The organism is Pantoea sp. ABR1s (assembly GCF_057812235.1).
On sequence record NZ_CM173823.1, the window covers coordinates 2001260 to 2013839 of the forward strand.

At 52.4% G+C, this 12580-nt stretch carries 14 protein-coding genes; all 14 read left to right on the forward strand.

Annotated features, from left to right (window positions below; translation table 11 throughout):
• The first annotated feature begins 3 nt into the window (after nt 1-3).
• The 14 genes from ACXKZD_RS09350 (at nt 4) to ACXKZD_RS09415 (ending at nt 12543) form a co-directional block, all read left to right on the forward strand.
• Nucleotides 4-1440, forward strand: coding sequence for an anti-CBASS protein Acb1 family protein (locus ACXKZD_RS09350; protein WP_488982048.1), 1437 nt, complete (start codon nt 4-6; stop codon nt 1438-1440).
• Nucleotides 1388-2218: a hypothetical protein gene (locus ACXKZD_RS09355; RefSeq protein WP_488982049.1), complete on the forward strand. Its 831-nt coding sequence runs from the start codon at nt 1388-1390 to the stop codon at nt 2216-2218. The genes ACXKZD_RS09350 and ACXKZD_RS09355 overlap by 53 nt, the downstream gene beginning before the upstream one ends.
• Nucleotides 2199-3515 carry a DUF2213 domain-containing protein gene (locus tag ACXKZD_RS09360; RefSeq protein ID WP_488982050.1) on the forward strand — a complete coding sequence of 439 codons (1317 nt, stop codon included), beginning with the start codon at nt 2199-2201 and terminating at the stop codon, nt 3513-3515. Before ACXKZD_RS09355 ends, ACXKZD_RS09360 begins: the two co-directional genes overlap by 20 nt.
• Nucleotides 3505-4131 (forward strand): hypothetical protein, encoded by a 627-nt coding sequence (locus ACXKZD_RS09365; protein WP_488982051.1) that lies wholly within the window; start codon nt 3505-3507, stop codon nt 4129-4131. Before ACXKZD_RS09360 ends, ACXKZD_RS09365 begins: the two co-directional genes overlap by 11 nt.
• A 10-nt stretch (nt 4132-4141) precedes the next feature.
• Nucleotides 4142-5170, forward strand: coding sequence for a hypothetical protein (locus ACXKZD_RS09370; protein WP_488982052.1), 1029 nt, complete (start codon nt 4142-4144; stop codon nt 5168-5170).
• Between the two features lie 58 nt (nt 5171-5228).
• Nucleotides 5229-5699, forward strand: a complete 471-nt coding sequence (locus ACXKZD_RS09375) for a hypothetical protein (protein WP_488982053.1) — start codon at nt 5229-5231, stop codon at nt 5697-5699.
• Nucleotides 5699-6151, forward strand: a complete 453-nt coding sequence (locus tag ACXKZD_RS09380; RefSeq protein WP_488982054.1) for a hypothetical protein — start codon at nt 5699-5701, stop codon at nt 6149-6151. Before ACXKZD_RS09375 ends, ACXKZD_RS09380 begins: the two co-directional genes overlap by 1 nt.
• Nucleotides 6148-6576: a hypothetical protein gene (locus ACXKZD_RS09385; protein ID WP_425017695.1), complete on the forward strand. Its 429-nt coding sequence runs from the start codon at nt 6148-6150 to the stop codon at nt 6574-6576. Before ACXKZD_RS09380 ends, ACXKZD_RS09385 begins: the two co-directional genes overlap by 4 nt.
• Entirely contained in the window at nt 6563-7495 is a 933-nt protein-coding gene (locus ACXKZD_RS09390; protein ID WP_488982055.1) for a hypothetical protein, read from the forward strand. The genes ACXKZD_RS09385 and ACXKZD_RS09390 overlap by 14 nt, the downstream gene beginning before the upstream one ends.
• Complete coding sequence (locus tag ACXKZD_RS09395; protein ID WP_488982056.1) at nt 7495-8814, forward strand: hypothetical protein; 1320 nt, start codon at nt 7495-7497, stop codon at nt 8812-8814. Before ACXKZD_RS09390 ends, ACXKZD_RS09395 begins: the two co-directional genes overlap by 1 nt.
• A gap of 10 nt (nt 8815-8824) precedes the next feature.
• Nucleotides 8825-9268 (forward strand): hypothetical protein, encoded by a 444-nt coding sequence (locus ACXKZD_RS09400; RefSeq protein ID WP_488982057.1) that lies wholly within the window; start codon nt 8825-8827, stop codon nt 9266-9268.
• Nucleotides 9268-9852: a hypothetical protein gene (locus ACXKZD_RS09405; RefSeq protein ID WP_488982058.1), complete on the forward strand. Its 585-nt coding sequence runs from the start codon at nt 9268-9270 to the stop codon at nt 9850-9852. Before ACXKZD_RS09400 ends, ACXKZD_RS09405 begins: the two co-directional genes overlap by 1 nt.
• Nucleotides 9853-9945: 93 nt before the next feature.
• A complete protein-coding gene (locus ACXKZD_RS09410; protein ID WP_488982059.1) occupies nt 9946-11877 on the forward strand; it encodes a transglycosylase SLT domain-containing protein in 1932 nt (643 codons plus the stop codon).
• 12 nt (nt 11878-11889) lie between these two features.
• Entirely contained in the window at nt 11890-12543 is a 654-nt protein-coding gene (locus ACXKZD_RS09415) for a hypothetical protein (protein WP_488982060.1), read from the forward strand.
• The last annotated feature ends 37 nt before the right edge of the window (nt 12544-12580 follow it).

Consider the following 12580-nt stretch of genomic DNA (forward strand, 5'->3'; position numbering starts at 1 on the left):
TAAATGGCAGAGATTCAGCTCAACAATAATATGAGTTCTGAACTGGCGAAGATTCTGGCCGCTGAAGAAATACAGCCCGGGAGCGACGTTGGTTATCAGTTGTGCAAGCTGCTATGGCAGTTTCACCCGCTCGGCGGGAAGTTGGTGGAAAAACCCATCAGCATGGCGATGTGCAAACCCCGGCAATATAACGTTGAAACTGATCCTGATGAACGTGTTGTCAGGCAATTCAGTGAAACGTGGGAGCGGATGGGGATCAATGAGTACATCAAAAATTTTTTCTACATATCGCGCTGTTACGGTGCCGCTGCGATCGGCGTAGGCACAGCAAATCATCCCTGCAGTCAGCCGCTATTACAGTTCGGGCTACAGGAAGAAGACGTTTATATCAACGTATGGGATCCGCTCAACGCTGCCGGCTCAATGGTGACTGATCAGAATCCGAACAGCCGATTTTTCCAGAAGCCCAATAACACACTGAAAATTTCCGGTAAAAACTGGCACCCATCCCGGACGTTAAAAATTTTCCACGGCACGCCAATTTATCTGGAGTTTCAGAATTCAACGTTCGGTTTCACTGGCCGCAGCGTATTTCAGCGCGTCCTGTACCCCATGAAATCCTATATAGGGACCATGGAGGCTAATGACCTGGTTAGTCAGAAAGCGGGCGTGCTGGTGGCTAAGACGAACCAGAACGGTTCGATCATGAACGGCATCAAACAGATGGCGTCATCCGCCAAGCGGGCAATGGTGAAATTAGCGCGCACTGGCGGGGTAATCAGCGTAGGCGACAAAGACAGTATCGAGTCGCTGAATCTGCAGAATATTGATGGGGCGCTGAATGCGGCGCGGGACAACATCATTTCCGATATTGCGTCCGGCAGTGACGTTCCGGCCATTCTGATTAAAGAGGAGGCATTTTCGAAAGGGTGGAGCGACGGCGCTGAAGATTCAAAAGCGATCAGCCAGTATATCGATGGTGTCCGCCAGCAGATCGAACCGGTAATGGATTATTTCGAAAAACTGGTTCAGTACATTGCCTGGAACGAAGATTTTTTTAACGCGCTGAAGGGTGATTTTCCCGAAATCATCACGGATGACTATAAATCTACATTCTATATGTGGCGGCGGGAGTTCAGCGCGAAGTGGCAGGAATTGGTTGAGGAGTCTCCGGATAAACGGCGGGATTCAGACAGTAAAATAGTCCAGCAGGCGACAGCGCTTTATACAGGTATGGCGCCGACGCTGGATCCGGAAAACAGAGCTTTACTGGCCGAATGGCTGGCCTCAATCGTCAGCGGCACGCAGACCTATGGCGATATGCCTCTGATCATCAACACCGATTCCCTCGCAAATTACATTCCACCAGCGCAACCGGAGCGACAGAATGAAGTCATCCAGCCGGGCGGGGAAAAAGAGGAAGCCTCAGAGCCTGTTTGAGGTTCTGACCGCTGCGATCAATCACTACGTCGAATCAGGCTGGGATAGCGAAAAGTCATTACTGAGCTGGAGTCAGCGCCTGCGCTTGGCGGCTCAGCGTGAAGCACCCAATGACGATGTAGCACGAAAGCACCTCACCGCCATATATAGCCGCCTCGTCATTGATGGGGGCGCTCTCAGGGACCAGCCACCCGGTGGACCTTCGAAAATCACCCTCAATAAAATTAAGCCGGAGCTTCGCAGGGAGCTGGATCGGCGCATTTTTGCGAGTGCGAACCTCATAAAACTGAACCGGCAACAGGCCATCGAGCGAACAGTTCAGCGTTTTCAGGGCTGGGTTTCGTCAATTCCTCCGGACGGGGTAAGCGAGACGGACAAGCGCGCTCAGAAGGCCGAAATTCAGAAGTCAGTCACTGACCTGGATTTTATCAGCCGCCGTCTGGCCATCGACCAGGGTCACAAGCTGGCCAGCAACGTGAAATACGTTCTTGCCATACAGGGCGGCGCAATCGCGTTTCGCTGGCACTCAAACTGGCGGCGTCCGGGATATCGGTATCGTACGGACCACAAAGGACGGGATGAACTCATTTATCTGGTGCGTGATTCCTGGGCTTTGGATCAGGGGCTGATAAAGCCTGTCCACGGTTTTTACGACGAAATTACCGCCGCAGGCGAGGAGCCATTTTGCAGCTGCCAGGCAATACCGGTATACGCGCCACAGCAGCTGCCGGATGAGTTTTTAACGGAGAAAGGAAAACGTGAATTTAACAGAGCTTGAGCTGGCGCAGCGTATTCGGGACGGCACCACGCCATCACCGGTTAAGTTTTCCAACATGTGGCTGGTAAACCTGCGCATTACCGGGACGGGGCTGGCTTACCGGACGGGGCTGAAAGAGCACGTCTGGCGTGATCCGAAAATTTATCTCAATGATGAGTTTCTTCAGCGCTGTCATGGCCTGCCGGTTATCGCTAATCACCCAGATAAAGCAACTCTCACCGAAGAGGATTTTACTGAGCGGGTTGTGGGTTCAGTGATGCTTCCTTATATCCGGGGCGATGAGGTGTGGGCGATCTGCCGGGTTTATATCCGGGACATTGTTGATCAGATCATCACTGAGAAAGTCTCGACCAGCCCCTCCGTCGTCTTCAACAACCAATCTGGCAGTGTAGAGGTAAAGGACGGCGACACAAACTTTCTCATAGAAGGCGTGCCGTTCCTGATCGATCACATTGCGCTGGTGACAGAGGAGCGCGGCTCGCTGGGCGTGTGGGACAAAGAGAAGATCCCAGCCGGGATCGAGGTTTCAAATAAAACAGGTGACTTAGATATGGATGAGAATCAGCTTCAAACCCTGCTCGCTAAGGCGATTGGCGATGCGCTGGGCGGTGTTAGTAAGGGGATTGAAACCCTGACGGCGCGCATGGATTCGCTGGAAGGTGGATTCAAGGCTCGCGCCGACGCCGAAGAGGCAGAAAAAAAAGAGGCCAAAGAAAAAGCCGATCAGGATGAAAAAGCTAAAGCAGACGCAGCGGAGGAAGAACAGCGCAAAGCAGATGAGGCGGAAGCGCAGAAGCAGGCTGAAGAAAAAGCGAAAGCGGATGCTGAAGCTGAAGAAAAGCGCAAAGCCGATGAAGCAGCGGCTGCTGAAGAAAAAGAGCGCAATGACCAGGATATGGGCGAAGCGCAGTCCCGCGCTGATGCTGCTTATTCCGCCGTTGGCAAACGTGCACCAGAGCCGTTCTCCGGCGAAAAGGCGCTGGATTTCCGTAAGCGTGCGCTTGTGGCCATGCAAAAGCATTCGCCAAAACACGCGGACGTAAATATCCGCGCGATCGCTGACTCGGCCACGCTGTCTGTGCTCGAAGAGGCAATCTATAACGAAGCGCGCACCGCTATTGAGAATGAAATCAACAACACGCAGGGCCAGTTAAATAAACGTGTACGCAGCGACGAGGCAGGTCGCCGCATCACTGAATATTTCGGTGATCCGAATGTCTGGCTCAGCACCTTTAAAACACCTGGCCGCGTGCTGGAAAAAATCAACACGCAGGGGAGCATGAATAATGGCCGCTAATTCTATCAGTTTCGATCCATTCAAAACGCAGGGCACCACATCGGGCCTGTTCAACGTCGAATCGCGCGGCATGACACAGGGGGATGCCTGGGATGATCCGGCTGTACGACTGCAGCTGTGTTCCGGGCTACTGCACGCAGATGTTGATGCACCCGTATGGGGCGGCGTAGGTCTGATTGAATGTATCTCAGATCCGACCGTCAACGTGGCTGGCGCAACCCTGAAAAAAGCGACCGCTACAGCCTGTAATGCATTTGCCGTGGCAAATCAGGCCCACCACGGCATCACCACGGCCGGAAATCCGGTCCCGCTGTTTATGCCTGGCGGCTCGGTTCATTACTACCGCATTGGCTCGCAGGCACGCATTCCGCTCCCGATCAGCGCTGCCGTTGCCGCTCTTGCTGATGGCAGTAATGCGGTTGATGGCGGTGACGTGTTTGTGTGGAACATCACAGATAATCTGGTTGATGTTTACTCAGAAGACGCGCCGGACAATCCGAAGATCGGCATTAGTCTGCTGATGGTTTCTAATTCCGGAAACCTCACAGTTAAGAAAGAGGACAGCGGCAGCGTTGTCTGGGAATTCGATAAGCCTTGCGGCCTGTTTTTAATTTAAGGAACCAGCGATGAGCGCTTTTGCACCCGCCATTACTACAGTCTCACCATCGATGGTACTACCAGAAATTATCATGCAGTACAGCATGGCATCTGGTGCCTTCGACATTCTTCCAGGCTCAGCGCCCACTGTAAAAATCAGCTCGGGCGACCTGGTTGTTTACCAAAAATACCTGCGTGCCACTACGCAGGCGCATGTAGGACAGTCATTACCTGCGCAGCTGCCGTCTGCCACCATCACTGGCGGTTATGACCAGATGAAAACCTACCGTATTTCGACGCGCTCCCAGTACAGCTATCTCGATACTGACGCGGCAAATCGCTGGGGTTATTCGCTGGTGGAAGGCTTACGTCTGGCTAACCGGCAGGGCCACGCACAACAGATGCGAAATATGCTGCTGTACGGGGTTCAGGCATCGAATAACGAAGGGATCACCAACTCACCTAATGCCAACACGCTCAACCTCGGTTACGACAGTCAGGGTAATGACTCCTACACCACCTGGGATTCCGGCGAAATGGCGAAATTTCTTCTGGGCCTGATTGCAGACCAGAAAACACGCATGCTGCTGCTCGGCCAGCCGCTGACTACCGTTATTCTTAGCCCGCAACGTTTCATGAAAGCGCTCGAATGGACCGGTGTGGTTCAGCTTACCAGCTATCAGCGCCCAGGTGGTGGTACGGCTACTGTTGGCACGATGGTGAAAACTATCGCTAACGACGCTTCCGGCGATGATGTGATTTTCTGCCAGGACGACACGCTCATCGGTAAAGGTGCTGGTGGAACGGACCTGATTATCGTGACCAACCCGGAAATCGTGGTACCGGAAGCACGTCAGGACATTAACACCAATATTTTTGCCACGCTGACCCCGAATCAGCAGGCGGTAAATGTGATGTTCTGCGACGTCGCTGCACCAACAGAAGTCCCATCACCTATGCCAGATGGCGGACTGACCACGCTCTACACCATGCGATCCACGCCTGGCTGGAACTTCCGTTCTGAAGGCGTCACGCTGCTGTCCGCTAAATACGCCTGATCAGGGCATCTGAACTAACAAAGGGAGCTTACGCTCCCTTTTTTTATAAGGTCATATCATGAAACTTTTCATCAGCAACTGTTCACGTCAGACACACATCTTTAACTACAAACTGCCTGAAAAGCAGCAGTCGTTTGGCATTACTATCCCGGCTGGCCGCCAGCACATGATCGAGCAGCCGGAAGATGTGATCGCCTCTATCATCAGCCAGCATGAACCTTACGGTTTTCAGCATCGTGACAACGTTGATAAGAATTTTTCGGGCATCTGCTATTCCCTGGATAAGGAGCTCAGCACCAGCCAGATTATTGAAAACGCTGAACAGAAGGTGGAAAACCTCGACAACATGTCTCAGAGCATACTCGAAGCCAGCGCTGTCGCGCTTAACAATGCTGTCGAGTCTGCCGTGATCCAGAGTGGTGAGACGCCACTGAGTGAAGGTATTCAGATGGAAATAAAAGGTGAACCCATCGATCAGGATCAGCCAAATACGACCAAAGTCGACAAAAAAATTCAGGTCAAAAAATAATGATGCCGCGCCCGACACTCGCCGGATTTCTCCGGTTCGTCCGGGCGGCCATGGGTGTTCCTGAATCCGCAATTACGGATGACGATCCGACGATTGAATGCTGTTTCAAATCGGCGCTGGAGCTGATGCCCCGGAATGTCGGGCTGGAGCGGCTGCCAATCGTCAGGATGAATACGGTTTACAACCTGGCCGCCTCGCTGCTGCTCAATTATGCCAACGACATCCCACCTTCGACTTATTTTGCGGACCTCCGAAAAAAATTGGGCATTGGAAATTATGTCGCGGGGATCACTTCATCAGCCTCCGATCAGGGAACATCCGGTTCAGTCACTATCAGCAATGCGCTGAATAACCTGACTCTGGCCGACCTGATGCTGATGCAGGATCCGTATGGACGTGCGGCGCTGGCGGTATTGATGGAGCTGGGGCCGCTCTGGGGGTATACGCCATGAAAATTTGCCTGGGTGTAGTCGATATGCCGTATGACTACGGCGAAGAACCTGCAACCACGTTTGAAGTAGCTACCCGGCTGGAGGAGGATTATGGCCTCTTTTCCCATTTCTGGGCGCAACACCAGGACGACATTATTCAGGAGGCCGGCACGGCTGTTGCCCACCAGCTGATAAACCGGATCCGTTACGGCGCGCCGGACGGCGGTGATCTGCAGATGGGGAACGTGATTCAGAAATTTAATATTTTTCTGGAGCAGGAGGAGATGGCTGGTCTTGGTGTGGCAGGTGTACCGACACAGGCGGCAATACATGGGGTAAACAGCCGTCTGAAACGACAGTTTGGACCGCGACGGCCATCATTTATTGATGGCGGCCTGTTCAAAACTTCATTCACCGCCTGGATAGAAAACGATGCCGAGACTTGATGAATTTGCCGAAAACACCGGCTCTCAACTTTCCTCAGTTCTTCACTCCGCCGTAGAAACCATTTCCTCAAGCCAGCAAATTACATTCCGCCTTTACGTAAAAAAGGTGCTGCCGCTGGACGGCTTCGTGTACTGGGTTAATGCGGCCATCCTGACCGATGACGAGCGAGAGAAGGCGGGGCTGCCGGTCACCAGAACAGTCTCGGGCAGCCTGCACCGGCAGGTTGTATCAGAGCAGTCAGAATCCGTTACGGGGGCGACCAACAATATTATTTTTACACCGCTGGAACAGGCCGATGAACTGAATACAGTGAATCCTGATGCGGTTTATTTCGGTGAGTATGACGGCACGCAGTTTGCCTTTTCGCGTATGGAGGCCCGTTATACGCAGGCCGGAATCTACCATTACCGCGGCACCGCCATTCAACCCACTATGCGCACGCAGATCATCGAGAGCGCAGCAGAAATTTCAGATGAACAGATTCTGTCTAACAGTATCCCTATCTGGCTTTCGCTAAACCAGTTCGCCACGGTCTATCCGTCTTTCCTTTCCCCTTCAAACCTGCGACCGCCATACATCGTGGCAGATGTGCGCTCAACCACGGCGCTGCAACTTGCCCCGCATTATGACAGTCGCAGCCAGCACGTTGCTGATCAGGTGCGTCTGACCATGTACGGTCTGACTAATGCGCAGGCGCTGCAGTTCGTGGATTACGTCGTTAACACGGCGCTGGAAGATGAGGAATTCGGTATCACCAACGTACCGGTTGTGATCGATGGCAAGCGCACTCAGGTAGAGATGGGCGTGCTGGCCAGACAGAAGTTTGTAGATTTCGACATCAATTATTACCAGTCAACCGCGATCGATGTTGCTCATCAACTGATCACGGAAGCCATCATTAACTACGAGATAAAATAATGAGTACTCGAATTGTCACGGTAAACGTATCACAGACAATCAGCGGCACACCGTCAGGGCTGCAGCAGATGTCGGCACTGGTCTCAGCTGGAATGACGAATCTGTCACCCGGTGAGCCAGCGCTTCTGACCGAATCGTCTGACCTGAGCGATATTCTGGGCCTGACGCCTGTTTCATTTACTGTGCGGGAAAATGGCGAAAGCTATTTGGCTATGTTGGGAATTTCTGATGGTATGACCAGCTATGCCGTTGGAGATAGTGTTGAAATTACCACTACGGGCTTTACGCCAGAGGCACTTAACGGGACGTGGACGGCTCAGCTTGCGTCAGAAAATATTATCATCTGGGATATAAGCGCATCCTCAACCGACGTTGAAGTGATCGGCACGTTCTCCATCAAAAATAACGTCACTTCGCTGGAAACCGCGGCAGATGAGTTCTTTGCGCAGGGATCATCGGTGGGCGTCTATGTGATTGAACTCGGATCGGGGTTAACCGTCCCGGAACAGATCTCAGCGCTAAAAAAGTACATTGATGAGCCGCTAAAACGATTTTATGCCTATCACGTCCCGCGCTCATGGGATGGGGATGCAGATTTTATTTCTCTGACGAAGTTGCACACATCGAATGAGTCCATGCTCTACTTTTTTGTGCTTACTGACACGCCAGCTGATACTAATTCCGTGTCGCCCTATGCAGGGATCAAATCAGTTATTGCCATCGCCGACCCGTCCTATCCGGACACAAATGCTGCTGTGGCCGCGATGTGGAATTTCGTCTCAGCAGCACCTTCCGAAGTAAATAAAGTGCCGCCGATGGCATTTCGTTTCCTTCAGGCCGTTAATGCGCATCCGGGCAAGAACAGCATTCTGAAAAGAATGCAGAACCAAAATATTAATTATGTCGATACCGGCGCAGAAGGCGGTATCAGCAACACAATACTGGTCAATGGCGTCACCAGTGACGGCAACGATATGACCTACTGGTATTCGGTGGATTGGGTGCAAATTAACGCCAACATGGCGCTGGCAAACGCTGTCATTAATGGCAGCAATAACCCAATCAATCCGCTGTATTACGATCAGGATGGTGTTGATCGGCTCCAGTTGGTTGCCCAGGGTGTATTCGACACGGGTGGCAGTTATGGCCTGGTAAATGGTGCTCCTGTTGTTAACGCAATTAAGTTCAAAACCTACATTAAAAATAACCCGAACGACTACGCAAAAGGGCGCTATGCGGGGCTTTCAGCCACGTATACACCGATGCGCGGTTTTACCGAAATCGTATTCAACATCAACGTCACTATGCAGCTTTCGTGAGGGATAAACCGTGGCTACAAATCCAAAAATCAAACAGGGCGTGCTGAACCGTGTTCGTGCCAGCATCAAATTCAGTGACGTGCCGGAGCTGAATGTATCGGCCTCATATCTGGCGAAGGAAGGCATTGAGATTACCTTTCAGGGCAACATTGTTGAACCACTGCCAACCATGACCGGCATTGTTCAGTCACCGCAGCCCTACATGATGGCACAGGCCAAAATTCATCTGGTGCGCAGTCAGGCGCTGGCCGCACAGTTTAAAGCGCGCTATGAGAAAGACGGTGTACTGGGCGACTGCCGGCTTTATACCGATAGCAGCACATTCGGTGATTTTGACCTGTCCAACACGTCGATTTCCAACTGCGGAGATATGACATTCGCTGGTGGCGATCCGGGGCTGCTAATCACCCTGACCGGCATCTATTACACCAACTCTGATATGTGGGATCTGTGATGAAAATTGCGCGCAACATGAATCTGATAGCTGAAGTGGAAACAGAAAACGGTAAGTGCTGGATCCACAGCACGCCGATATCGAAAGAGGTTTACCGTCAGCATTTCTTTATTCTCAGCAAAGTTTTTGCCTCGATATTCAGCGAGGGACTGGGAGTGGTTGCGGGGCCGCGCGTGGCCTATCTGCTGCTTGAAAAAATCGCGAGCGATTTGGAGATCTGGGACGGTGCCAACGGGGTGCGTAATACGCTGGTTAATGAAATTATCCGGCTATCGAACCTGGTCTATCCGGTTGAAGGTAAGGGCTGGGATAACCAGCCGCTCGAGGTTGCTCTCGATAAAGGTATCGTTGAGCTGGATGACGTGATCGGTGAACTGGTTTTTTTTATATGCGTCTCTGCGATAAACAAACCCGACCAGGCGAAATCCCTGATGGAGAGCGTGGGTGGACTGTGGGACAGTCGAATTACATCGCTGAATGTTACGGACTGGACAGCATCATTGCCGATATCGAAGCCCACCGCGAGTACTGGCGGGACGGAGACCACGTTATCAGCGACCTCCTCGGATACGCTACCGGTATAGGTTTCAGCGATCTGTTCAGTCAAAGTAGCCTCGAGCTGCGCACAGCCGCGCAGCTTCGTGAGCTGCTGAAATGCAAACCGCGGGGACTTTTCAGTGAGTGAAAATACACGTCCGGTTCTGGACATTAATATCGATGAATCCCGCCTGAAACGAATGGAGGAAGTAGTTCAGAAGTTTCAGGCGGCCTTACAGATTGGTCCTGGCGGTAAACCGGTTGTTTCACCACCAGCCTTACCGGATCAGCGGTTACCTGTTGTTCCTGGCCAGACTAAGCCATCGCCCTGGTCCGAAGAACTTAAAAAATTGTTTGGAGGAGTGGATAAGTCCGCGAAAAGTTCGCTTAAGACGTTTGGACTGGTTAATAAAACGCTCAATACGACGCAAAACCTTCTGAAGGGGCTTTATTCAGCTTCCATACGCTGGTCTGCTCGAATGGGGCTGCTGGCTACCGGCGGCATGTTCGGTTATGACGTGATGACCCGTCATGTTTCTGCGCAGTACCGGACTGCGCAGGGCAACAATATGACAACCGGCCAGATGCAGGCCGCGCAGAACGTCTATGGGAACAGGTTTTCTGGTACCAGCAGCATCATTCAGGGGCTGACTAATGCGCAGAATAACCCTTCTGATCAGGCGTATGCTGGCTTGCTTTCGCTCGGTATTAATCCTGAAGAAGGCGCGGCTGCCAACCTCCCCAAATTGCTTTCCCGCGCGGCGTCACTGCTGAAAGATTACAAAGATACGGGCGTTTCACAGGCCGTTCTGCAAAGCATGGGGCTGAGTGGGATGATCGATGTGCACACCGCGAATCAGATTGCGGCGAACGCGGGCGATATGGGGAGTCTGAACGCCATGTTTGGTGCGCAGGCTCAGCAGCTCGACAGGGACATGGGCGCGGGGACGCAACGCAGCTTTCAGGATCTGAATGGACGACTGGCGAATGATGCCGACCGCATCGGGAACACGTTTCTTTCCGTGCTGGCGAGGTTGAATAAACCCATAGGTGCTCTGGCGGACACGCTCACCACAGACATAGAAAAATTTCTGAAGGGAGAAAACGGGAGGGCGGTTTTTGAGACCGTCGCCCAGGGATTAGAAAGGCTGGGTGCCTGGCTATCAGGACCAGATTTTCAGAAAGACCTGTCTGATTTTGAGCGGGATATTAAGGGCATTGCCAGCGCAGTAAGGGATGCGATTCATTGGTTTGGTCTGCTGACCGGCAAAGAAGATGATGATCAAAAGGGAGAAGAACCTACCGGCCCGGAAACAACCAGTCAGGCTCTCAGAAATTTGTGGCTGGGAAAATACGATACTGCGGGTGATGCTCTTATGGCCGTGGGACATGTGGCCGGTGTCGCGTTTGATAATCATGTTCTGTCGCCTATGCGTAAACGTGCTGTGGGCCATGCAGAAAAAAACAGGGCTGACGCGCTAAGTGCGGCCGCTAAAACCGAACGCCGGGTTAATGCTAATGATCGTCATGTGACGAATATCTATAAGAGCCACGTAGCGAACGAAAATTACCAGAGCAAATTACCTGGTGGCCTGCTGTCAGCGGTTGCAGAGGCAGAATCAGGCTGGGATATTCGGGCAGTTAGTCGTGCTGGCGCGGGTGGTCTGTTCCAGTTCACACGGGATACTGGCGCACGATATGGGCTTTCGGACAGCGACAGATTCGATCCTGAAAAAGCCACGGCCGCTGCAGCGCGATATTTCCAAGATAACCTCAGGCGCTACCATGGCGATATAGCGCAATCGCTGGCGCAGTATAACGGGGGTAATGTTGCTGTTGGGAAAGATGGCAACCTGAACCTGAAGCTGGAAACCATCCAATATCTTGAAAAATTGCTGCCAAAAATCCGGGGCGCTGAAGATCAGCATACCGGGCTGATGGATCGCCTGAGAACGGCGGAGCAGCAGTTGAACGGTAACCGCGATCAGCGCGTAACCATCCAGCTTGATATCAATCAGCGCCCTGGCTCAGACATCAACGCGTCCGCGCAGTCACAATACATCCCGCATTAATCCGGAGGGTAAATGGCTCTCAATTTCTTCGGGCAGGCCTGGCGGCTTGCCTTTGAGGTTTCCCCGATCCTGCTGGTTGACGGTATTGCTGCAGATATTCCCGGCAGCACATTGCCAATAGCCGTATTTACAGAGGGTCTTAATATCCTTGATGGCGCGCTACACGGCGAACTGGTTGATAACTCAACACGTTTTATGCCCATGCCCGGCACGACGCTGATACAGCAGGATGTCGGGAGTTATCCTTTTTACAATCAGGCGACGGCGGCCAATGCGGTGGTTCAGAAGCCCAATAAGGTCATTATGCAAATGATCCGGCCTGCATCCACCTCATCCGGTTACGCGAACAAAACCATGACGTTTATGGCACTGAAGCTGGCGCTGGATAAGCACAATCAGAGCGGCGGCAGCTATACCGTCCTCACGCCGTCTTTTATTTATACCGGCTGCCTGCTGCGAAGCATGGTCGATAACGCCGGATTTTCCCCGCAGAACAAACAGGCCCAGTATTCCTGGTCGTTTGAGTTTGAGCAGCCGCTTCTTACTATTTCTCAGCTGGATGCCGCTATGGGTAATCTGATGAGCAAATTCAGCAGCGGGGCCAAAACGGACAGTCTCTCATGGTCGGGTATTACGCAGCAGTTGCAGCAGGAGTTCGGATTTTGACAGCATACATCGCATTCAGACCGCAGAGCGATCAGCC